The 23,434-nt window shown below is 40.4% G+C and carries 18 protein-coding genes; 7 read left to right on the top strand and 11 right to left on the bottom strand.

Features of this window, described 5'->3' with window-relative positions:
* Nucleotides 1–22: 22 nt before the first annotated feature.
* Entirely contained in the window at nucleotides 23–1,045 is a 1,023-nt protein-coding gene (locus OCV27_RS09055) for a hypothetical protein (protein ID WP_125321991.1), read from the bottom strand.
* Nucleotides 1,046–1,108: 63 nt separating this feature from the next.
* The gene (locus OCV27_RS09050) at nucleotides 1,109–1,846 is read right to left on the bottom strand and encodes an SGNH/GDSL hydrolase family protein (protein WP_125321992.1); all 738 of its coding nucleotides are present in this window, start codon (nucleotides 1,844–1,846) and stop codon (nucleotides 1,109–1,111) included.
* 218 nt (nucleotides 1,847–2,064) lie between these two features.
* Between OCV27_RS09050 and OCV27_RS09045 the strand changes: the two genes are divergently transcribed.
* Nucleotides 2,065–4,818, top strand: a complete 2,754-nt coding sequence (locus OCV27_RS09045; protein WP_125319795.1) for a M16 family metallopeptidase — start codon at nucleotides 2,065–2,067, stop codon at nucleotides 4,816–4,818.
* 82 nt (nucleotides 4,819–4,900) lie between these two features.
* On the opposite strand, the gene OCV27_RS09040 is transcribed toward OCV27_RS09045, so the two are convergent.
* The 4 genes from OCV27_RS09040 to OCV27_RS09025 form a co-directional block, all read right to left on the bottom strand.
* Nucleotides 4,901–5,725 (bottom strand): DUF2797 domain-containing protein, encoded by an 825-nt coding sequence (locus tag OCV27_RS09040; protein WP_125319794.1) that lies wholly within the window; start codon nucleotides 5,723–5,725, stop codon nucleotides 4,901–4,903.
* An 86-nt stretch (nucleotides 5,726–5,811) separates the two neighbouring features.
* Nucleotides 5,812–6,543 carry a SanA/YdcF family protein gene (locus OCV27_RS09035; protein ID WP_245986651.1) on the bottom strand — a complete coding sequence of 244 codons (732 nt, stop codon included), beginning with the start codon at nucleotides 6,541–6,543 and terminating at the stop codon, nucleotides 5,812–5,814.
* Nucleotides 6,543–6,872: a DUF3392 domain-containing protein gene (locus OCV27_RS09030; protein ID WP_125319793.1), complete on the bottom strand. Its 330-nt coding sequence runs from the start codon at nucleotides 6,870–6,872 to the stop codon at nucleotides 6,543–6,545. The genes OCV27_RS09035 and OCV27_RS09030 overlap by 1 nt, the downstream gene beginning before the upstream one ends.
* 42 nt (nucleotides 6,873–6,914) lie before the next feature.
* Nucleotides 6,915–8,603: an NAD-dependent malic enzyme gene (locus OCV27_RS09025; RefSeq protein WP_125319792.1), complete on the bottom strand. Its 1,689-nt coding sequence runs from the start codon at nucleotides 8,601–8,603 to the stop codon at nucleotides 6,915–6,917.
* Between the two features lie 144 nt (nucleotides 8,604–8,747).
* Here OCV27_RS09025 and OCV27_RS09020 point away from each other — a divergent pair, with 144 nt between their 5' ends.
* Both OCV27_RS09020 and OCV27_RS09015 read left to right on the top strand, forming a co-directional pair.
* Nucleotides 8,748–11,093, top strand: coding sequence for a DEAD/DEAH box helicase (locus tag OCV27_RS09020; RefSeq protein ID WP_125319791.1), 2,346 nt, complete (start codon nucleotides 8,748–8,750; stop codon nucleotides 11,091–11,093).
* 156 nt (nucleotides 11,094–11,249) lie between these two features.
* Nucleotides 11,250–11,882 carry an outer membrane beta-barrel protein gene (locus OCV27_RS09015; protein ID WP_125319790.1) on the top strand — a complete coding sequence of 211 codons (633 nt, stop codon included), beginning with the start codon at nucleotides 11,250–11,252 and terminating at the stop codon, nucleotides 11,880–11,882.
* Between the two features lie 72 nt (nucleotides 11,883–11,954).
* Here the strand turns inward: OCV27_RS09015 and OCV27_RS09010 are convergent, their stop codons facing one another.
* Nucleotides 11,955–13,145 (bottom strand): amino acid aminotransferase, encoded by a 1,191-nt coding sequence (locus OCV27_RS09010; RefSeq protein WP_125319789.1) that lies wholly within the window; start codon nucleotides 13,143–13,145, stop codon nucleotides 11,955–11,957.
* Between the two features lie 195 nt (nucleotides 13,146–13,340).
* A complete protein-coding gene (locus OCV27_RS09005; protein WP_125319788.1) occupies nucleotides 13,341–14,834 on the bottom strand; it encodes an HD-GYP domain-containing protein in 1,494 nt (497 codons plus the stop codon).
* A gap of 707 nt (nucleotides 14,835–15,541) precedes the next feature.
* Here OCV27_RS09005 and OCV27_RS09000 point away from each other — a divergent pair.
* On the top strand, nucleotides 15,542–15,820 hold the full coding sequence (locus OCV27_RS09000; protein WP_125319787.1) for a hypothetical protein: 279 nt from the start codon (nucleotides 15,542–15,544) through the stop codon (nucleotides 15,818–15,820).
* A gap of 89 nt (nucleotides 15,821–15,909) precedes the next feature.
* Here OCV27_RS09000 and asnS read toward each other — a convergent pair whose 3' ends face one another.
* Entirely contained in the window at nucleotides 15,910–17,310 is a 1,401-nt protein-coding gene (gene asnS / locus OCV27_RS08995) for an asparagine--tRNA ligase (RefSeq protein ID WP_125319786.1), read from the bottom strand.
* 305 nt (nucleotides 17,311–17,615) lie between these two features.
* Between asnS and queD the strand changes: the two genes are divergently transcribed.
* The 3 genes from queD to OCV27_RS08980 all read left to right on the top strand — a co-directional run bounded on the left by queD (nucleotide 17,616) and on the right by OCV27_RS08980 (nucleotide 20,230).
* Complete coding sequence (gene queD / locus OCV27_RS08990; RefSeq protein WP_125319785.1) at nucleotides 17,616–17,978, top strand: 6-carboxytetrahydropterin synthase QueD; 363 nt, start codon at nucleotides 17,616–17,618, stop codon at nucleotides 17,976–17,978.
* 90 nt (nucleotides 17,979–18,068) lie between these two features.
* Nucleotides 18,069–18,707: a hypothetical protein gene (locus OCV27_RS08985; protein ID WP_125319784.1), complete on the top strand. Its 639-nt coding sequence runs from the start codon at nucleotides 18,069–18,071 to the stop codon at nucleotides 18,705–18,707.
* 368 nt (nucleotides 18,708–19,075) lie between these two features.
* The gene (locus tag OCV27_RS08980; protein ID WP_125319783.1) at nucleotides 19,076–20,230 is read left to right on the top strand and encodes an amino acid permease; all 1,155 of its coding nucleotides are present in this window, start codon (nucleotides 19,076–19,078) and stop codon (nucleotides 20,228–20,230) included.
* 239 nt (nucleotides 20,231–20,469) lie between these two features.
* Here the strand turns inward: OCV27_RS08980 and OCV27_RS08975 are convergent, their stop codons facing one another.
* Together OCV27_RS08975 and OCV27_RS08970 are read right to left on the bottom strand one after the other, a co-directional pair.
* Nucleotides 20,470–21,831, bottom strand: coding sequence for an L-serine ammonia-lyase (locus OCV27_RS08975; protein ID WP_125319782.1), 1,362 nt, complete (start codon nucleotides 21,829–21,831; stop codon nucleotides 20,470–20,472).
* A gap of 92 nt (nucleotides 21,832–21,923) precedes the next feature.
* Nucleotides 21,924–23,177, bottom strand: a complete 1,254-nt coding sequence (locus OCV27_RS08970) for an aromatic amino acid transport family protein (RefSeq protein WP_125319781.1) — start codon at nucleotides 23,175–23,177, stop codon at nucleotides 21,924–21,926.
* Nucleotides 23,178–23,434: the final 257 nt, after the last annotated feature.

Here is a 23,434-nt window from a genome sequence, read left to right as displayed (position 1 = left end):
TCTTAGCTGCTTAAAGGGAAGTTTAATTTCTGCCATAAACACGTGGGCGTTTAAATCGATAAAATCCTTGTTGTTCTTCTTTTTCGAGTGTCGATGCCTCATCCCCAAAATAACTGATCCTCAGATGTTTGAGTTCATTGCTTAATTCTTCGTCGGTGAGGCTACTTAATAATGCCTGTCTTTCAGCCATATATTGATAGCCTACTTGCCATCGGAGCTCATTTTGTTCATCTTTGAGTGCTGCTTTTTCAACTTGTCTTTCACTAAAGCCTAAATCTCTACGTATATTTGCAAGTTGCAGTGAACGTTCATAAGGGGACATTTTCTCTAAATCGTGTTGTACAGAGTCAAGGCTAAAGAAAGTACTGGCTAACATAGATGGGCTTAATATTTTGCCACCTACTTGCTCAGAGAAGTTTGTCTCAATAGTTGTTTTAAGTGCATAGAGGCGTTGATCAATCTCCATGTCATAAGCTTGGTTCAATAACTCGATAGATTTTTTCGTATTAGCCATTTTTTGTTCTCGTTCGTCCAATTCTGCTGACCAGAGAATATCGGCATCCGAGGCAAATAGTTCACGACGTTTTGCCCAAATGGCAACTTGCTTTCCTTCAAAAGTCATGCCTAGAAAAGACTTCATTTCAGCAAGCAGCCAATTCTCATATTTTTCCATTTGTGAGAGATTAGAAAAAATAGATTCAGCGTAGCTGGGAAACGCATGGTTGATAACAGAATTAAATAGACTGTCTGTCTTATCCTGATATTTTTCACGTAGATATTGGCGAAAATCTACCAGCCCAACTTGAATCTCAACATGGTGGATACTTTCGCCTAGCTCTTTACGCAATTGCTGTGCTAGCTCTTCCACGAGTTCAGAATTATCAGTTTTATTCGCAAAGGAAATTTTCGTTTGCTGAACATCTAAAGGTGGATCTTCAACTTTTTCGAGTGAAGGGGGCGTAGAGGTGGATAAAGTTAAGGGTAGGAACCAAATACCTAAACCAGCAATAGTACAAACCGTGTAAACCCATACCCATTTGCTCATTATTTTCTCCTCGTATACTTATGACTAACCCATGGTATACCATGGGTTAGTGGGCAGACTTATTTATAATATAGCTTCAAGATAAGGCCAGATAAGATGAGCTAACTTTTGAGATCCTGATGTGTTTGGATGGATATTGTCAGACAGTACGTCATCTGGCGTAATTCCAAGTCTAGGGTCAACAAATTGGCATGATACTGTAGTGTTGCTACAGGCATCAGTGAGTCGGTTGTCACCATAGTCAATTGCTTGGTGGAGGTTAGTTTTGTCACCAGTGGTGTAGTAGTAGCCTAAGTAAATGACCTGCTGAACATTGTTTTGCTTCATTTCATTAAGAAGGTCTACAGTGTCGACATAAATGTCATTTACTAAACTAGTACATTTCTCGCTAAGTTCAGTGCGGTACCAAGTCGTTTTGCATTCATAAGGGTCAAATATCATTGCTGGTAGTAAAATATCATTACCACCACCATCCATGACTACGATATTAATGTTTGGGTCGTCAGCTTTAGCATCTTGGTATTGTTCAATAACTGGCTTGGCAACAATCCCCCCACTGAGTTTTGCACCACTTAAGGTGTAATCGCGAAATGTTGTGTTGGCCATTTCTGGACTTTCCAGAAATTGCTGAAGTTCACCTGAAAGGTCAAATATAGAATCGCCAAGTGTAATTACATCGTTGCGCTCTGCGTTTCGTACATAAGGATTGCCAGCACAAGCGATAAGAGTACTGCAAATTGTGATTGTAACACTTGATTTTAGCAAAGAGGAAAAGTCAATTTTGTTGTTATTTATAGACATTATGTTTCTACTCACTGATTAATTATATTGAAGCACACTGATAGTGCATTACTTAATTTAGTTGGCGTTTTGATTATTTTCAAAGCATTGAAATTATTAATAATTTAATCATAAACGGGTTGGGTATATTTTAGTTACATATGTTCAATTATTAGCACTAGACATTGATAGATTTAAAGGTATATTTCTTTTGAATATAAAAACAAAGAAGTATCACAATGAAAAAACTTTTTGCACTATGCTGGCTATTACTTGTCGGATGTGCTCAAAACACACCATCTTCTCCTGTTCCTATACAACTTAATACTAATTGGTCTTCAGGCACTTTAAAAAATGGGCTGAAGTACCACCTCTACCCGATGGATTCTAAGGAGGTATCGATTCGCCTTTTGGTTCATGTGGGTTCAACGGCCGAAGAATCATCCCAGTTAGGTTACGCTCATTATGTTGAGCATCTTGCATTTGAGGGCAGTGAAAACTTTACGCCCAAAGAGGTAGAGCGGTTAATGGAAACGACGGGGGCGAAAAAGTGGCACGGTGTTAATGCTACAACGTCATACGACAATACGACTTATAAATTCAATCTCCCGAACCTAGAAGCGTTTGATAAGGCTATGCTATGGCTTCGAGATGTAGCAAGTGGCATCACTTTTTCACCGGAAGAAATTGAACAGGAAAAGAGTATTTTATTGTCTGAAAATCAGTACAGAAGACCTGAACAACAGTCCTTCTCTGATAAATATTATGATTATGCGATAAAGGGAACTATTTATGCTCAACGGTCGCCTTTAGGGACAACTGATGCCATTCTGTCAGCAACTCCTGAATCTCTAAAGGCTTTTTATAACAAGTGGTATCAGCCACAAAACGCTGAGCTGATTATTGCAGGTAATATTGATCGAGCCCAAGCGAAAGTCATGATCGAGAAACTGTTTTCAGATTGGGCAGCCACTAACACAGAGTATGCTCCAGAACTACCATTGTTGACAGCGAAGAATGATGACTTCATCGCTAAAGTCGCTGATGATGAACATGCTATTTTAGGTCTTAGGTTTGACCGAGGTGACAGTCTAGTATCAACGCAAGAACATTTACTGAACAGTGAGCTTGATTATATTGCAGCACAATTAATTAGGTTACGCTTGAGAACTATTCTTGATGAGCAGTCTATTCCGTATCAGTGGCTGTATTCAGACGTTTCCTCATTCCGTAACCTCAGTATCTATGAAGTATCATTCGCATTTTCAGAACCTGAAAGAAACCTTGTTCAGCCGATATTTTTGAAAACATTAGCTTCTTTGAGAGATCATGGTGTTAGTGAATCTGAATTAGATATAATTATGGCTGATTATATAAGTTGGCGTAAACATGCTGATGAAGACTGGGAAACAAGCAAACCAGAGTACTTTATTAATGAGAAAATAACACAATTAATAACAGGCGCACCAACTCAATCACGCAAAGGTTATAAACTCAGTCTTGACAATGCTATTCGCAGTTCTGACATCAATACAGTCAATCAACACCTAAACAATATGCTATCTTCTCATTATGGAATGTTCGTTGGTGTAGGTGCTACTGAATCCATTGAACATATTAAGCAAGCACTACCAGAGTGGAAAAACATGTATAAAATCACAGGAGTTGTGGACAACAAAATTAACTTTGATGTTAACGGCTTGGTGGAAGTCAAGTCTTCTAGTCCATTGCCAGATTCAGTGGTGTACGAGAATGGTGAAGAACTTTGGACACTAGGTAATGGTGTCGAAGTACTGTTAGACCCTGATGTTAATAGTGATTTTGTAAATCTAGTCTATATGTCTGCTGGTGGTAAAGCAGCGTTAGATAGAGATTTATTGCCTGCCGCTCAAATCTTGTTCCCTGTCATTGCTCGAAGTGGGACCGGAAACTTTAACGGCTCGCAAATGAAGGCTTATGTTCGTAAAAACTCAATTGAAATGCAGGGCTTTATTGATGATACTGAACATGGTTTTGAAATGAGTGTGCCGCGGGAGCATTTTAATCAAGCACTTCAGTTTATGCACACCAGCCTCGTTTATCCTAAGTTTGACCCACGTCAGGTGGATGTCATAAAACAAGAGTTTGCAGAGCAGGCTATGTCATACCTCAAATCACCTCTCGGGCAATGGTATGATGCGATGGATACTAATACATACGCTTCAAGTAGTGCTTATTTCCCAAATTATGCGCGAGATTTTAATAAGGTAACGGTAGATCAAGTCCAGCAAGCATTCGAACAATTGTTCAGACAATCAAGAAATAATAAGCTGGTGATTGTTGCTGATGTTAAATCTTCAGACATTACTGACGCGTTAAATGACTATGTGTCGACCTTACCACTACAACAAGCAAGTGTGCCATCTTACCAAATCGATTATAACCCAAGACCTGATGCCAAGATTAACCTTGCAATTAATAATGAGCAAAAAGGTCGATTTATCCTCAGAACACACAATAAAAACGCTCAGGTTCAAGATGTCAGACGTGAGCTTATAGACCAAATCATAGAAAATATACTTGCCAATCGCTTAGATAATTATGTACGCGAAGATCTTAGTCTAGATTATTCTCCAGCTAGCTATTCAGCTATGAGCTATAACCAAACTATAACAGATTGGGTAATTGAATCTCAGGTTGCTGTGAGTGATTTAACTAAGGTTGAGCAGGCCGTCGACAAAGTTGTGAATGATTTGCAAACAGTAATAACAGAGGGTGAGTTGTCAGTTGCAAAAAAACGACTTGATCTTTATTTAGAAGATGTTGTGAGTAACGCTGATAGTAGCGCTTGGGTAAGAAGCATGTATATGGTTAATGGTTTTGGTAAAAACGTATTGACTGACGCTCAGGGAATTATCTTTGATATTTCTATCGATGAGGTGAAGGAGCGTATCGATGAGTCTTTTGGGAAAGGAACAGAAAGCTATAAATACATTCTTAGCCCTCTAGACTGAGCAGTATACATTCTCGTAACATGGTAAAGTTTTAGTTGATAAAGCCCTTATTTTTAAGGGCTTTTTATTTCAACGTAGTTACTTAATTACTAATTTCCACTTCGTATGAAGTGAACTTTCGAATATTAATAACACCAGTATCAAAAATCATATATTGCCCTTTGATACCTTGTAAAGTTCCAGTCACTTCAGGGTGCTTATCGAAGTTGTGTGACGTGATTTTACTTGGATGCTGTTGTACAGGATAACCAATTTGGGTTATGGCGTTATCAAGTAACTCAATCGCGTCTTCACCGAACTGTTGTTTAATTTCCTCAACCTTGGGTTCGATAAGAGGTAGTAACTCAGTAAATTTTTGTTTGAGTGCTAAAGGTGCGCCATCTTGTTTGAGTAAAGTTCTCCAGTTGGTCTTGTCTGCTATGTGTTTTGCTAGCTCTACCTCAATAAGACCCGAAATGTATCGTGTTCGGACTTTAAATATAGGCAAACCTTGAGTAGCACCTTGATCTATCCAACGTGTGGGAATTTGAGTGTGTCGTGTAATTCCGACTTTAACACCAGAGGTATTTGAGAGGTAGACATAGTGGTCTACCATACAGTTTTCTTCCCCCCAAGACGGTTCTCGACAAGTACCTTGATCATAATGGCATGTTTCAGGCTTCATAATACACATGTCGCAACTGGCAAGCTTTTTCATGCAGACGAAGCAATGGCCCTGTGAATAGCTTTTTTTAGTCCTTTTACCACATGAGCAACAAAAGATATTACCAGTGTGGATAAAAGTGAGTGTCTGGCCAATAAATGGTTTAAGATCGATTAGTTGTTCTCCAACAGGAAGTTGATATTGAACCTGTGTATCTAGTGAGGCCCGCATTTTTTGTAACGTTCCTTTGGTTATGAAAGGCATAGACATTGCTCTTTATTTTTGGTTTTAAGTGTATCAGATAAGATAATTAGCGTAATCTAATGGGGTAAGCAATAGAATTACAGGGTTTAGGGAGTACCCTTATCCATGTTTGTGGTATTTTGGGTGACCTCTTCTTTATGTATAGGTTCTTTAGGGCCAAGAAATTTGGGTTTTTCACGCATTATGTAGAGATCAAGTACAGCCTTTGCTCTAGCAAACACTTCACGCAATCGAACTTGGTATCCTGAATGTGCGCTAGGCCCGGGAACGGCAAAGCACTTAGCTTTGATGTGATGAAAGTTAGCAATAAATAATGCCCGCTCACAGTGAAATTTCTGAGTAATGATCAGGAAATTATCTGTTTCGAATATTTCTTTTGCTCTAACAATGGAGTCAAGCGTCCTAAAACCAGCATAATCTAGGAAGATATGCTCCTCAGGTATTTCTGCTTTAAGAAGATCACGCTTCATTGTCCAGGGCTCATTATATGAACGATGGGCATTATCACCACTTAGAAGAAAATTTTCGACCTTTTCTCTACGATATAAGCTTATGGCTGCGTTAATTCGATTACTGTAGTAGTCATTGAGGATTTTACCTAAATACTTACTTGTACCAAGTACAACAGCAACATCAAATTTACCAATTTCTTCTGACTCACTGTAAACTTGATCTTTCGTTTGGTAAGAAACCCAGCGGTCAATAACGAATAATACAGCCGAACCGCAAATTAAAATAAGCGGCAAACACCTAAGAATCTTTAGCAGGTATGCTAAATAATGATCAGAGGGTTTAGGTTGATGGAAAAGCCTTCTCACTAAATTTGTTGATTCCGTTGTGCCCATGAGCCGATAAATATAAAGCATACAACAACTATTGAGAACATGATGCCTGCATCTAGGCTATGTAATGTCCGAGTTAGGTAAGGTGTCGCTTTTACGATTATTAACCCGTAGCCAAATGCGTTGATTAAAATAAATATTATTGTTCTGACCAGGAAGTGTCGATTACGGACAAATTTTCTTAGTAATTTATTTATTTCACCGCCAAAAATGACCAGTAAACAGGCAATAAGGGCAATTGATATTTCATTTAAATATGGCAGGAGGTATTTTCCTGCTGGTGTGAGGAATTCAAAAATCATCATATACAAAGGCCCCTGTTACCAGGGGCTTAAACCATTAAAAAATTAGAAAGAAGTACGTTTATATTTACGATAAACAGGTTGCCAGAAGTGATGCTCAATAGATTCTTCCAGAGCATCATCAGGAATCTCCAATGCTACACCTACCTCGATTGCTTTCTTTGCTACAGCAAAGGCAATTTTTTTAGACACTGAATGGATTGCTTCTAAAGGTGGAAGCAATGCACCTTGGCCGTTAACTGCCATAGGAGAGCATGTTGCCAGAGCACGGCTAGATTCCATTAGCATTTCATCTGTGACTCGTTTAGCTTGAACTGAGAGTACGCCTAGTCCGATACCAGGGAAGATATAGCTGTTGTTACATTGTGCAATTGGGTAAGTCTTGCCATTATGCACGACAGGATCGAACGGGCTTCCTGTTGCAACCAATGCTTCTCCGTTGGTCCATTCAATAATGTCATGAGGTGTGGCTTCAACTCGACTAGTTGGGTTGGATAGGGGGAACACTATTGGGCGTGGACAGTGTTTATGCATTTCCTTTATCACATCTTCGCTGAACAAACCGGGAGCACCTGAAACCCCAATCAAGACGGTAGGTTTTGCATTGCTCATTACATCGAGTAAGGAAAAGCCAGTTCCTTCGGCTTCCCAACTGCCTGTGGCACTGTGCTTTTGGACCAGTCTTTGCTGAAAGTCAAGCAAGTTAGGCATACCTTCTTGCAATAGCCCCCAGCGGTCAACCATGTATACCTGAGATCTGGCTTTTTGGTCAGTAATACCTTCGGAGATCATTTGTGAAATTATGGCTTCAGCTATACCACAGCCAGCTGAGCCTGCCCCGAGGAAGGTAATACGCTGTTCTGACAGCATAGTTCCTGCTGCTTCGCACGCTGCCAATAATGAACCGACCGTTACTGCGGCAGTGCCTTGAATGTCATCGTTAAAGCAACAAATACGATCCTTGTATCGCTCAAGTAGAGGCATGGCATTTTTCTGAGCGAAATCTTCAAATTGAATTAATGCTTCTGGCCAACGGTGATGAACAGCTTGGATGAAGTCTTCGACAAAAGCGTCGTACTCTGTGCCTGTAATACGGGGATGACGCCAGCCCATGTACATTGGATCTGCAAGGCGCTGAGGGTTATTTGTACCTACGTCCAGAACGATAGGTAATGTATATGCTGGACTGATCCCCCCACAGGCGGTATAAAGTGCTAGCTTACCTATCGGGATCCCCATACCACCAATGCCTTGGTCACCAAGACCTAAAATTCGTTCACCATCTGTTACTACGATTACTTTAACGTTATGGTTTGACGCGTTATTTAATAGATCATCAATTCGGTCTCGATTAGCGAATGAAATAAATAGTCCACGGCCTCGACGATAAATATTTGAGAAGTTTTCGCATGCTGCCCCCACTGTCGGAGTATATATAATGGGCATCATTTCGGAGACGTGGTTTTGTACCAATCGATAGAACAAGGTCTCATTAGTATCTTGAATGTTACGGAGATAGATATGTTTATCCATATCACTTTCGAAGCTTTGATACTGTTGGTATGCACGTTCCACTTGTTCCTGAATGGTTTCAGTTGTCTCTGGCAACAATCCTTCTAAGTTGAATGAAGCTCTTTCCTTAGCAGAAAATGCGCTGCCTTTATTGAGAAGAGGCGTACTAAGAAGCGCTGGACCTGCGTAGGGAATATATAAGGGGCGTTTATCGTTATTCATCACTTGCCTATAAATGTAGGGTCTTAAGGAACGGGAACCAGAAAATAATAGGGATTAGTGGCCATGTTGTAAACCGAATATTCCTGCATTCTGGACCAGATTAAGTATATACTTTGCACCTTTTCCAAGATCTGGATGCGCACTATGTTCAGCTTACCCATAGATACCCTTAAATCTGACTTTCTCAACCGTTTATCTAGTCACAATATGATAGTAGAAGCCGAAACTGGCTCCGGCAAATCGACAAGGTTACCAATTTGGGCGCAAGAAAGGGGAAAAGTACTAGTTATAGAGCCAAGACGTATAGCTTGTACTTCACTTGCTCAATTTCTTGCGGAGCAAAAAAACGAACATGTGGGGCAGTCGGTTGGATACTCGATTAAGTTGCAAAATTGCTGTACAGACGATACTCAGATTACCTTCGTTACTCCCGGCGTCGCTTTACGCTGGTTTGCTGAAAATGAGCTTGCAGGATTTAAAACCGTTATCGTAGATGAATTTCATGAGCGCCGCTGGGATACCGATATACTGGTTGCCTTGCTCAAAGAGTCGAATCTGCATCGCTTAGTGATTACTTCAGCAACGATAGAAGGACAAAAACTGGCTCTATATACTGGTGCCGAGCGATTACAATCTAAAGGGCGGAGTTATCATGTAGCAATCGCACATTGTGCTGGAGATTCTCATCAACTGCCAGATAGCCGTAATCTTGAATCTAGAATAAAAAAAGAGGTTGAAGCGCTACTGGACCTTGATGGTGATATTTTAGTTTTTTTACCTGGTAGAAAGGAGATCAGTCAATGTCAAAGCATGCTTTCACATTTACCAGATATGATAGTAGTACCGCTTCATGCATCAGTTACTGATCTGCAAAGAACCATAGCTTTAACACCTCAGAGTCAAAAGAAAATTGTTCTGGCAACCAATGTTGCTGAGACATCGCTGACCATACCAAATGTCGTGGCGGTAATAGATTCCGGTTTGGAGCGTCGAACTGAACAGCGAAATGGTAAAACAACCTTATGCCTTAAACATATTTCTAAAGCAAGTGCCAGCCAAAGGAGCGGTCGAGCTGGAAGAGTAATGGATGGGATATGTGTAAGATTGTATGGTGAGTTTGCTGCATTATCTGAAATTACTCCACCAGAACTTCACCGAGAAGCGTTAAGTGAAGCAATGCTTGCAGCAGCATGTTGTGGATATAAGTTATCAGATTTGAGTTTTCTTGAACCTTTACCAGAGAAATCTTTACACCAAGCAACCATGATGCTCAATCAAATGGGGGCGATAGATCAAGAAGGTCGAGCGACGTTACATGGACAAGGTATCTACCCCTTACCGATAGATGCTCTATATGCAGATCTTGTGATCCGTATGCCAACTCGTAGCTTACAAGAGGCTATGGTTGATCTCACATCGGTATTGACTACACCAGCAGCCATATGCCGCATATCCTCTTGCGATGAATTACAAGAGCAGCTTAACCGTGAAGAGTTACTAGGCTGCGATGGTGAACTGATGATCCGAGTTCTAAGGGGGAAAGCGTTCTCAGGTGTAACAGTGGATAGAGAAGCGCTGAAAGAAGCCCAATTGCTTTCAAACCAAATGCGCTTGGTATTTGAGTTACCTCAGTTGAGTGTTGCTTCTCGTTATACACACGAGGAGTTAGTAGAAGCTATTGCTTTGTTACATCCTGAACTCTTATTTGTCCGGCGAGAAAAACGTCGAAGTGCATTCGGCAATGGCCAAATGGAGGCGACTTTGGGACGTAACAGTCGTTTGCCTGATAAGGCTGAAGCTGCTCTGGTTATGGATACACACAGCCTGCAAGGAAGAGGGGTAAAACAAACGCTAAATCTGGCCACTTTTACTATGCCAGTAAAACTTACGCTGTTTGAAAAACTTAGTATTGGAGAGTGGGTTGAAGGAGAAGGCGTACTTGTCAATGATATCCCTCATATTGACATGGCTTTGATGTACTCTGGGCGTAAAGTAGCGGCCAAAATGCAATTAGCTCAGGGAGGTTTGGCAAGTAAGCTATTACTTGAATCTATAAAGAAAGAAGAAGCTCTCCCTGGCTTTGCCAAGCTGCGTCATCAGCAGATAGAGCATTTTAAGCTATATAGAATCCTAGAAAAAGTATCATCAACGATAGAGTTGGAGAACCTAAGTTTTGATTCTTGGTTTATTAAACAGTTAGATGAATTAGAGATAACCGAGTTATCTGATTTAGACATATTCACAGCCGATGATTTTCCTTTTGATGGAATACCTTCATGGGAATATGAAGATTTTGCCACTAGATATCCATTTCAGCTCTATATTGGTGACTTGAATTTGAGTGTTGAATATATGCCTAAGAAGAAGTTGGTTTATGTTGTTTATCAGTCAGGCCTTCGCAAAGGCGACCCGAAAAGGTGGGAGTTACCAAGGTGGTCAGGATGGAGAATTCAATACAAGAAAGCAAGTAGGATCGTAAATATCAGTTAGTGCATAACCGTCTTCCTATCAATATGTCATTCAGGTAAGCCTTTTATAAAACCTATGTAACTAGACTATACTCTTGTAATAGATATCGTCCGCCGTTTTTCTTTTGAGGATATTTTCCTTTACATGGCTTGATTGGCCTGTGTTATAGAGGTGCTCATGGATGTCAACCCACCTTACATCTTACTTTCTTTGACGCTTTTGTGTGTGTTACCTGTATCCATCGCCAATGCCAGTAATAACTTCAATTATAATTATCTTTATGCGGATTTAAGTGCGGGTTCATTTGATGATGATTTGGGTACCAATAGTAACGTGACCTCCCTAGCAGTAGGGGGAAAGAAGCGACTTGATAAAAAAACCCTTGCCACAATTGATTATGAAGCAAGATTTATTCATCCAAACGATAACACAACAACTGAAAACTATACTCTGCTGCCTGGCGTTGCATTTTATTACTCTCTTGAAGATAAATGGGACCTTATGGTTGGAGCGAAAACTGGTTATGTCTGGTCGTCTTCAACTAATGATATTACGGATGAGAAACTTTTTAGCGATGGAAAGTTTATGTGGGTTGGTAATGTCACCTTAAAGCATGAGCTAACCCAACACTGGCAAGTATCATTCACTGGTGAGCTTCGACGCAGTGATATTTTAGATGAAGATATCTTTAATATGCGTGCAGGTTATCAGGTTACTGATAAGATTGTGGTCGCTGGTTTCTACACTCATAGAAATAATGGCAAAACCACCACCAACGAAGGTGGTATCAGTGTGAAGTATTTGTATTAGTTGATGAATATTTTTATCGCTTTAACTATGAAAAGAGAGCCAGCGATAACTGGCTCTTTTACGATTCTTTACTTAAAGGACAGCGGCTAAAGCTTTACAAAGTGGAAGCATGTTAGAACGAGTCATACCAGCAACACTAATACGACCTGATCCGACGATGTAAATTCCAAACTCATCTTTAAGGCGAGTCACCTGATCTTTTGTCAAGCCAGAGAAAGAGAACATACCATTTTGGCGCTCAATAAAGCTAAAATCAGCATTAACACCTTGCTCTTTGAGCGTTGCCACAAATAGTGCACGCATGTCTTGAATGCGGTCGCGCATTTCTTTAACTTCTGCTTCCCACTCGTTGCGCAGTTGCACATTGTTAAGAATGTGTGTAACGATTGCACTACCGTGAGCGGGAGGATTAGAATAGATTGAACGTATGATCGCTTTGACTTGAGAGAAGGCTGTCGTTGCCGTTTGTTCTGATTCTGCAACCAGAGTAAAGGCACCAACCCGTTCATTATAAAGTCCGAAATTCTTTGAGAATGAACTTGCAACTAGAATCTCTTTGTTATGCTGAGAGAAGAGGCGTAAGCCAGAGGCATCTTCTTCCACACCTTTTGCAAAGCCTTGATAGGCAAAGTCAAATAGCGCTAAGAGCTGCTTTGATGCAACTAGTTTTGCAAGTGTTTCCCATTCCGCTGTCGTAGGATCAATACCGGTAGGGTTATGGCAGCAGCCATGTAAAAGAACAATATCGCCTTTATCAGCGCGTTCAAGATCTGCTAACATCCCTGCGAAGTCTTTGTTTTTTGTTTGTGCATCGTAATAGCTATATTGAGCAGTCTCTAAACCAGCAGCAGCAAAAACACTGTTGTGATTAGCCCAAGTAGGATTACTAATCCAAACTTTAACATCTCCTAGCTGACGTTTAATGAACTCGGCAGCAACACGTAGAGCACCAGTGCCACCTGGGGCTTGAGCTGTTTTGGCCAATTTATTTTTTACTATGTCAGCATTAGCACCAAATAAAATCTTTTGTACGGCTAAGCCATACTCCGCAGTGCCTTCGATAGTGAGGTATGATTTGGTTTTTTCACTTTCAATCAGAGCGGCTTCCGCTTTTTTTACAGTTGCTAGTACAGGGGTTTGACCTTGCTCATTTTTGTAAATGCCTACACCAAGATTTATTTTGTCTGTGCGAGGATCTTTTTTGAATTCTTCTGTCAGGCCAAGAATAGGATCGGCGGGTGCAGTAGTGACTTTTTCAAACATAATTGTCATCCGTGTTAATCGAAGGAGGAGATATAAATATTGTACTTATTTATACCTTATCTAGGCTTGTGGAGACAACATTGACAGGCAATAAAATGCATAATTCGGTGAACTTATTTTGATAAACCGTCACTTTACGTATAACAAAATATATCTTCAGAATTTAGAGCAGAGAATACTATGTATGCCTATAACTTAAGCTTGGGCTTGCAACTCTTCCTCGGCTTGAGCATTTTCTTCTCTCTCAAGGCGGCGATATTTTTCAGCAATATCGATGAACTCCTGCTCAATGGCCAAAAATGCATCGACCACTTTGGGGTCAAAGTGAGTCCCGTGACCTTCTAGAATGATGGCTTTGGCTTTTTCATGAGAGAACGCTTTTTTATAAACACGCTCGCAAATTAGGGCATCGTAGACATCAGCAATAGCCATTAATCGACCAGATAAAGGTATATCTTCGCCGACAAGCGCTTTCGGATAACCACTACCATCCCATTTTTCGTGGTGAGTGAGAGAGATTTCTTTAGCAAGACGCAAGAATGAATTACTACCCAGATGTTTCTCGGCAATGGAAAGTGCGTTTGACCCTATTTCCGGGTGGCGTTTCATCACCTCAAATTCTTCCTCTGTTAATTTACCAGGTTTAAGAAGAATGTTATCTGGTATACCAACTTTTCCTACATCATGTAAGGGGGCTGATTTATAGAGAAGTTCTATATAACTTGGTGTTAGCAACTTTTTATATTGCTCGAATTGGCTTAGATAAGTTGCGAGTGCTCTAACATACTCTTGAGTTCGCATAATATGAGCTCCCGTTTCGTTATCACGGGATTCTGCTAATGCAGATAATGAAACAATAGCGACATCTCGGGTTGTTTTTACTTCATCTTGGCTCGATTGCAAACTATCGAGCATTTGGTTTGTTAAAGAGGCCATTGCACCAAGTTCATCGTGCTCAAAAATAGGCAAACGTTTTGCTATGTTACCTTGTGTCACTTCTAATAAAGAAGATTCCTGAGACAAAAGAACCTTACGCACTAACTTAGCCCAAAGTAGAAGTATGGTTACAACGTAACATCCGGTCACAAGTGAGATGTACAAAAATTCTTTTAGTACACTGGTAGCTCCACTACCATCAAGTAAACGCTCAGGGTTGTGCTCTAGCCAAAAGATATCTTTTACCGCAACCATACTTAATAAAATAGTCAATGTAATTAACAGCATACATATCATAACCGTCATTTGATTAACGATAGATTGACGCTCTCCGCTTAGCTCGAAATAATTGTGCTCTTTATCATAACCAAAACGTTGGATTTTAGAAGATAATTGAAGAATCAAGCCTGATAAAAAACCAAATAATGTCATGCCGAATAACACCTTAACATTACTCTCTAAGCCAAAGTTATAATAAACGTTGTAGAATAGGGCGAGAGGTATACTCGCCATAAAAAACAAGGTAGAGTCGAGTTTTGCTTGCCGCTGCTGATTTATCAGTGGATGGTCTTTTAATAACAAATGCCTGACGAGTAAAAGTAGTGAGAAAGTTACTCCGATGTGCAAAAAAATTTCACCTGGAGTGAGTGTTTCTAAAAAGGGGCAAACTCTGCCACCGTAGAGTGCGAAGATAACTGCGGCGATAGCATATAACTTAAATGTTAGTTGTGCATCATAGTTTGAATTTACCATACTCAGCCCTTTTATTTCTGCCATGTATCCGGTTAGGGGTACTCGTAGAACCCCTGTTTATATATGACCTGTAGTTATGATGATTTATTTCAGACTGTAGAGGCCAATCCGTAAGACTAAGCATATTGCATATAGATTTTAATCTATATATGTAAATTATAATGCTAGTCAATGGAATGATACTTGGCTTTTTATGATGAATATCTACAAAATCATATGATTAAATGAGTTGATTTAACATGGTGAGGGGAGCATGCCCAGTTACAAGCAACTACCCAAGTCGACTCTGAAAATCAACACATAAAGTAAGAAGTTTGGCCTGTCATGGGCTCTCAATATTCTATTGGCTGATGTTTAACTAAGGCTAATTGGACGCAGTATTGTTTGTAGATCCATTGTTCTATTTATATGTTATCTATGCATATATTCTATAGGTGACATATAAATTGAGGTTATGATCTTTTCTGAACATTTATTTTATTTTATTTTATTAATTGTAACTTTATATTAACAGTGTTAGCTTTTGGCTCACTAAGGTTAAACATTCTACCGCTCAACGCAGACACCTCTCCTAGTTTTAATCGGTAAATGTCACTATTGAAGTTGGAATAGTGCTGATGTGAATCTTGTTTAACGCGTAATGAATTATCTATCTAAATTAACCGAGGCTGCGCTTAAACGTAGCTTGTATTAATGTAAGAAGCATAATGTTAAAGATTACAAAAAAAAGCAGAACAGGTCGGCTTTTGGATAAGGAAGTTTATTACTACGCAGGAGAAGTATTAGCCGCTAAATCCTCTTATGATCCTTTCTTTGCGAAAGGAGCAAGTGAAAATTATGTACTCGAATGGTATCTAGGTGGTTTTGCCCGCAAGCAAGTTGGAGCACTGGATCATGATCATGCTGAAGCTAAGTTTGATCATCGGTTGCAACTGTGGACGGAGCGTATTTCACATGATGCTGCAATAGTAAGGCCTGTGAAATAAGAACTTCTTGGCTTTAATTACGTCTGAGTACTTTTATAAGAGTTAAAAAACCTCCCGCGGGAGGTTTTTTCGTTTAAATCAGCTGCTATTTAGAAGCTTGCAGAACGTGGTGTACGCGGGAACGGAATAACATCGCGAACATTCCCCATACCCGTTACATAGGACACTAAACGTTCAAAGCCTAAACCAAAACCAGCATGAGGTACTGTCCCGTAACGGCGCAAATCACGATACCAGCCCATATGCTCTGGATCGATTCCCATGTCACGCATGCGGGAGTCTAGAACTTCCAGACGCTCTTCACGTTGCGAACCTCCAATAATTTCGCCAATGCCAGGAGCGAGTACATCCATAGCCGCTACTGTTTTTCCATCTTCGTTTAAACGCATGTAGAAAGCTTTGATATCTTTTGGATAGTTTTTCACTATAACAGGCGCTTTAAAGTGCTCTTCTGCTAAATAACGTTCGTGCTCGGAAGACATATCTATGCCCCATTCAACAGGAAACTCAAAATGACGGTCTGAGTCTAAAAGGATTTGAATCGCATCAGTGTAGTCTACTTGTGCAAAGTCAGATTCAACAAAGGCCTCTAGACGAGTTATTGCTTCCTTATCGATACGTTGTGCAAAGAATTCAAGATCATCTCGACGTTCTTCTAGTACGGCTTTAAATACGTATTTCAGCATACTTTCTGAAAGATTGGCGATATCATCAAGATCCGCAAATGCTACTTCCGGTTCAACCATCCAAAATTCAGCAAGGTGACGACTGGTGTTCGAGTTTTCTGCTCGGAAGGTGGGACCGAATGTGTACACTTTGCTCAGTGCACAAGCATAGGCTTCAGCATTGAGTTGACCAGATACGGTTAAAAAAGTCTCTTTGCCGAAGAAGTCTTCGTTATAGTCTACTTTACCTTCTTCAGTACGAGGGAGATTTTCCATATCGAGGGTAGAAATACGGAACATTTCACCCGCTCCTTCTGCATCTGAGGAAGTGATAAGAGGAGCAGAAACCCAGTAGTAACCTTGTTCATGATAAAAGCGGTGTATCGCTTGAGAAAGGCAGTTACGTACACGAGCAACAGCACCGATGACATTGGTACGTGGACGCAGATGTGCCACTTCACGCAAATATTCTATTGAGTGACGAGTTTTGGCCATTGGGTAGGTATCAGCATCCTCTACCCAGCCAACAATTTTTACTGCTGTTGCGGCAAGTTCAAAATCTTGCCCTTTTGCTGGAGATTCGGTAATCGTTCCTGTTACTTCAACTGAGCACCCAGTGGTCAGCTTTAGGACTTCTTCGGTATAATTATTTATATTACTAGGGACCACGGCCTGAATCGGGTCGAAACAAGAGCCGTCGTAAATGGCAAGAAAAGAGATCCCAGCTTTGGAATCACGACGCGAACGAATCCAGCCACGGACAGTCACTTCACTGCCAACAGCCAGCTTACCGCGTAATACGTCAGATACAGGCGCGTAAGTCATGTTGTAAATATTCTCCATTGAGTAAAAAATCAATCCAGTACTTTGAAAGCCGAATGTGGTTAAACAATAGGCGGCACTTTATTGCAAATGTTCAGAGTGACATATTACCTTTCAATTTCGAGGCTTCAACCTTTATTCGTCGTAAGTGAAGTAAAAAACGCATAAATTACTTCAACTCTTTAATATATGTTGGAGTTTGAGCAATCATTATTGAAGAAATAATCCCATAAATATGCCAGTGAAACTTGTCACTACTATACTATTTCCTTAGTATTGCGTGTCTTTTTTAATGCCCGAGAACCAAAATGAAAACTGAATTATACAAAGAGTTTATGTTTGAGGCGGCGCACCACCTTCCGAATGTTCCGGAAGGGCATAAGTGTGGCCGCTTACATGGCCACTCTTTTTTAGTTCGTCTATACGTAGAAGGCGAGGTTGACCCACATACGGGATGGTTGATTGATTTCGCAGAGCTTAAAGCTGCATTTAAGCCTATATATGAGCAGCTTGACCATTACTATTTGAATGATATCGAAGGGTTGGAAAATCCAACTAGTGAAGTGTTAGCAAGGTGGATATGGCTAAAGTTAAAACCGACATTACCGCTTCTCAGTAAAGTTGAAATCAAAGAGACCTGCACCGCAGGATGCATATACGCAGGCGGCTAACATAGTTAAGACGAAGCCTAAAGTTTCGCTTTCTCGCTCTCAATGTACGTTTATATCGATTAAGTCCTCGCTTGAATTAGGGAGAAAAACATGCCTGCACGTATCGCAACGATAGTACAATTCGTTTTAGCCTTGTCGATTTTTTATCTAGGTTATACCATTCATCAAATGACGAATAAGGTGAGTGGTATTGTTGAAACCTACCCTGAGATGATAGCGGATATTGAGTCATTAGCGAAAATCTTACAGGTAGACGAATGGCTAAAAGTTATCAAAGCGACTGAGCAATTGGTGCCTGATGTAGTAAGAAGTATTGATGAGGTTTCTAAAAGTGTTGTTGCTGTAAACTACACAGCGGCATCTATAGACGCTAAGTTGCCAGCCGCGTTAGAAGAATTGGCTCGTTATCGCTTAGATGTATTTCCTACTGTTATGAGTGAGGCGGCAAGTTATCGTAGGGATGTGGTTCCTTTTGTTTTGGTGGAGAGTGAAGGTTACAGACAGACTACAATCCCAATGTTGGTAAAAGAAAGCACTAACTTGCGTAGTGATATACCTTTGATGTTAGCGAAAGCTGATGAAATTGTTGAGCAAAGCCAACAGCTTGCTGAGCAGGCAACGTCAGGCGCAGTTAAAGGTGTGATAATGTCGCCAATTAATATTATTAAGGATGCTGGTTCTCAACTCAAAGGGAAGATCATTTTGGAAGAGACACCGCAGACCGAGTAATCAGCATTTAGTATGTTTTATTGGATCAATATGTGTCATTTTTTAGTTGTGAGCGTTGCAATCTGACTGCTAATGATTAAGATGGTTACTTCCTTCATACCTGTTTGGAAGGCCGTAGAAGGAATACGGTATTAACCAAAGGATTGTTTGTTCACGTCGGATTCTTACATGATCTTAAAAATTACAACCCCAATTATAGAGCCTACTGAAGGCTCACCGCACACTTGGCTTAAAGTACTTGGCCCACTTCATTTTTCTTCATCGTATTTCTACTCTAAAGCTCGCTATTTGTTTCGCTTCTGATTGTTAGCCATCGCGCTAGGCAAGCGCATTATTTCCTTCTTTTACAATAACTAGATACGAAACTTATGAATACTAAACTTTTAGGGAGCTCCCTGATAATCTCTGGTACTGCATTGGGTGCTGGTATGCTTGCAATTCCTATGGTCCTAGCCCAATTTGGACTTTGGTATGGCACTTTACTAATGACTTTTATTTGCTTTGGAACAACTTACGCGGCTTTGTTGTTACTTGAGGCGACGTTAAAGACTGGAGGTGGATTAGGACTTAACTCTATTGCTAGACAGACGCTGGGCAAGTTTGGCCAAGTTGTCACTAACCTACTTTTATATGCTCTACTTATTTGTTTGTTAATGGCGTATATTCTTGGTGCCGCGGATTTACTTGACCAGTTAAGCTCGATGATTGGGCTTGGTATATCTGCTCAACACAGCCAAGTCGTTTTTACTTTAGTTTCAGGGATTATAATTGCTTGTGGTACAGGGGCTGTCGATAAGCTTAATCGTGTATTGTTCTTTATTATGATCGTAAGTCTAGCGGTGAGTTTGCTAATATTATTTCCAGACTTTAGATTTGCTAACATTACTCAGATTATTAGTAGTGACAAGATAGAGTTAATTAAAACCAGCGCTGTTCTTTTTACAAGTTTCGGCTTTATGGTGGTGATCCCTTCGCTGGTGGCATACAACCATGAAGCAAATGACACCCAACTGAGAAACATGGTTATTATTGGCTCTGTTATTCCGCTGATATGTTATCTATGTTGGTTATTTGCAGTAGTTGGCAATTTGAAACCAGAGCAATTAGGCCAGTTTTCAAATGTATCTGAGCTTATCCTTGTTTTTGAAGACCATTCTAAGTGGATTGGGACAATTCTCTCAATCTTTACGGGGCTTGCACTTTTGACATCATTTTTCGGAGTCGCGATGTCCCTATATAACCAAAATAGAGATATGTTTGGTCAAAATAAGATGGTTACTTACGTACTTACCTTTATCTTGCCTTTAATAGGTGCGCTTTTGGCAGCAGATAAGTTCCTTGCTGTACTCAGCTATGCGGGGATTATATTGGTATTCTTGGCGGTATTTGTCCCTGTAGCTATGGTTTATGTGATTCGCCAAAGAGGTGCTGAACCGAAGCGATATCAGGCTGAGGGTGGTAGCACTATGTTACTATTTTCATTAGGATTTGGTTTATTTTTAATTGCATCACAATTTATCTAGCGTTGTACATTATTAAGTAAACCTAGGCCTCTAGATAGAGGTCTTTTTAATACCTTTGTTTCAATAGCAATACCATCGCTTAATAATAGTATTAGCCTTCTGGTGGCTGTAAATGTTACGTAAAAGTAGAGGTTAGCGGCTGTTAAACATTCGCTATTATGGAGTGAAGGCTAGGATTGAGAAAGAATGAGGCTGTTTCAAGTAGCTACCGCCTCATTCATATTATTGGTGGAAGTGTTTTAACAAATAACTTTTACGGCTAAGCCACCTTGCGATGTCTCGCGGTATTTAGCATTCATGTCTTTACCTGTTTCAAGCATAGTTTCTATGACTTTATCTAAAGATACTGTAGGTGCTGAAGAGCGACGCAATGCCATTCGTGTTGAATTAATAGCTTTAACTGCTGCGATGCCATTACGTTCAATACAAGGTACCTGAACTTGACCTGCAACTGGATCACACGTTAAGCCTAAATTGTGCTCCATTGCGATTTCTGCTGCCATACACACTTGTTCTGGGCTAGCACCCATAAGTTCAGCTAAGCCTGCTGCTGCCATAGAGCATGCAACGCCGACTTCACCTTGACAGCCTACCTCAGCACCCGATATTGAAGCATTCCGCTTGTAAAGCCCACCAATAGCACCGGAAGCAGCAAAGTAACGAAGGTAATCTTTTTCAGTGACGGTCTGAATGAATTTATCGTAGTAGGCGAGTACTGATGGAATAATACCACATGCACCATTGGTTGGGGCTGTGACGACACGACCACCTGCTGCATTTTCTTCGTTAACAGCAAAGGCAAACATATTGACCCAGTCTACGACTGACATTGGGTCATTAGTGGTTTTTTCAGAAGTAAGCAGCAGTTGACGAAGGGCTGCTGCGCGGCGAGGAACTCGTAATGGGCCCGGAAGAATACCTTCAGTATTCATACCACGTTCCATACATTCACGCATCGTTTTCCATATGTTGGCAAAGTAGGTACGGGTTTCTTCTTCTGAGTGTAATACTGCTTGGTTTTTCATCACTAAGGTGCTGATTGAAAGCCCACTTTCTTTACATTGATTGACCAATTCTTCGGCGGTAGTAAATTCGAAAGGAGCCTTAATGGCATTCTGATTTTCTTTACCAAAGCTTTCTTCATCAACAATAAAGCCGCCACCGATAGAGTAGTAGGTTTTAGAGTAGATTTTTTCATCTTCCACCCAAGCATGGATTTGCATACCATTTTCATGCAGCTCAAGATTGGTTTTATGGAAGGTCATTCCCCCATCTTTAGGAAATGAAACAGTGTGACAATGCATACCTACAGGAAGGCGTTCTGTCTCCTCGACCCTTGAAATGAAGCTAGGAATAGAATCAATATCGACTTTTTCGGGAGTATTACCAGCAAGACCCATGATAATGGCGATATCAGTATGGTGACCTTTCCCTGTCAGTGATAGCGAACCATAAACGTCAACGGTGACTTTAGTAATGTCGCGCAATTTTCCCATTGAGCGTAAATCATCAATAAACTCTTTACCCGCTTTCATTGGGCCAACAGTGTGTGAACTGGAAGGACCAACACCGATTTTATAGATGTCGAAAACACTAATCATATCGATTTCCTCAAAACAAAACCTCCCAGATAGAATGGGAGGTTTATTATTATCATTATATTTTTTACTCAACCACTTATAAAGTGAAGTGGTTAAAACGCGCCGTAGATTACCGAAGTAATGGCTGCAAAGCCACATATAGCTGTGAAAATCTGTACTGACACAGAAGTTTTGTATCTTTTCATTGCTGGTACAGTTTGCATAGCAATAACAGGCAATAGAAACAAAATAGCTGCGATCATAGGTGCTCCTATGGTCTCAATCATGTCAAGGATACTTGGGTTAACGATAGCGACGATCCAAGTTGTAATGACGATAAAGAGTAAAGAGCTTTTTTCTACAAGGCTTCTTGGTGCTTTTGAACGGGACTTGATTAGACCGACAAGGCCTTCATGTGCGCCAAGAAAATGACCGAAGTAGCTTGATGTGATCGCTGCAAACGCAACTAGCGGGCCTAAGTATGAAATAAGTGGTGACTCATGTGCGTTCGCAAGATATGACAATACCGATATGTTTTGTTCTTTTGCCATAGCCAACTGTTCTGGTGAAAGTGACAATACAACAGAGAATACGAAAAACATGACGAAACCCATTAGCATCATTGCTGCGCCACCAGTTATGGTGTCTGTTTTTCTTACCGCGTCATCACCATGTCGTAATCGCTGCTCTTTAGCAAACTGAGAAATGATTGGGCTGTGATTAAATGAGAATACAATAATTGGAATTGCTAGCCATACAACGACAGGCATAGCAGACCAATCAGGTGCAATTTCAATCATAGAGCTGTTCCAATCTGGAATGAGATAGAAGGATAGGGCGAGTAGAATGAAAACCAGAGGATAAACCATCGCTGATGTTGCTCTTAGCATCAATTCTTTACCAAATACTACACCAGCTGTCATTGAAGTAATAAGTGCGCCAGAAAGTAGCCATCTGGGTATAGACTCCATGCCAATTTGATTAACTAGAAATGAATCTACCGTATTGGTAATACCGACACCATAGATGAGAACGATGGGATATATGGCGAAAAAGTAGGCGAAAGTGATAAGGTTTGCGCCAGTTTTACCAAAATGCTCTTCTACAGTGTCAGTGATATCTGCATCGGGGTTTTTAGCAGAAAGTACAAAGCGTGCCAGCGATTTATGAGCAAACCAAGTCATTGGAGCTGCAATGAGTGCAAGGATAACTAATGGCCAAAAGCCACCGGCTCCAGCTTTTATTGGTAAAAAAAGCACACCAGCTCCAACAGCAGTACCAAACAGTGATAGGCACCATGTGAAGTCTTTGTAAGTAAACTTACTAGACGATTGTACGGCAGAAGCCGCAGAATTTGTAGGATTCATTTTATAATACTCATTTTGGGAACAGGAAATAAGTTGCGTGCAATTTTGCACAAAATATTGCACAAAAAATAGATCTAAATCATGAATTGATACGAGTGATAATATCATATGTTAAAAACAAGAATCTGTTCACGAAATTTATGTATTTATTATGATTTTTGCTAATGAATTGAATAAGAAAAACTAATGACTTCTGATGTTAGCTGGTATGGCAGCAAATAATTCACTGGTTGATACGAATTTTGACTAGCTAAAGA

This window comes from Vibrio pectenicida (genome assembly GCA_024347015.1).
GTDB lineage: Bacteria > Pseudomonadota > Gammaproteobacteria > Enterobacterales > Vibrionaceae > Vibrio > Vibrio pectenicida.
The sequence above is the reverse complement of the archived record's forward strand: the minus strand, read 5'-3'. Positions and strand labels throughout refer to the sequence as shown.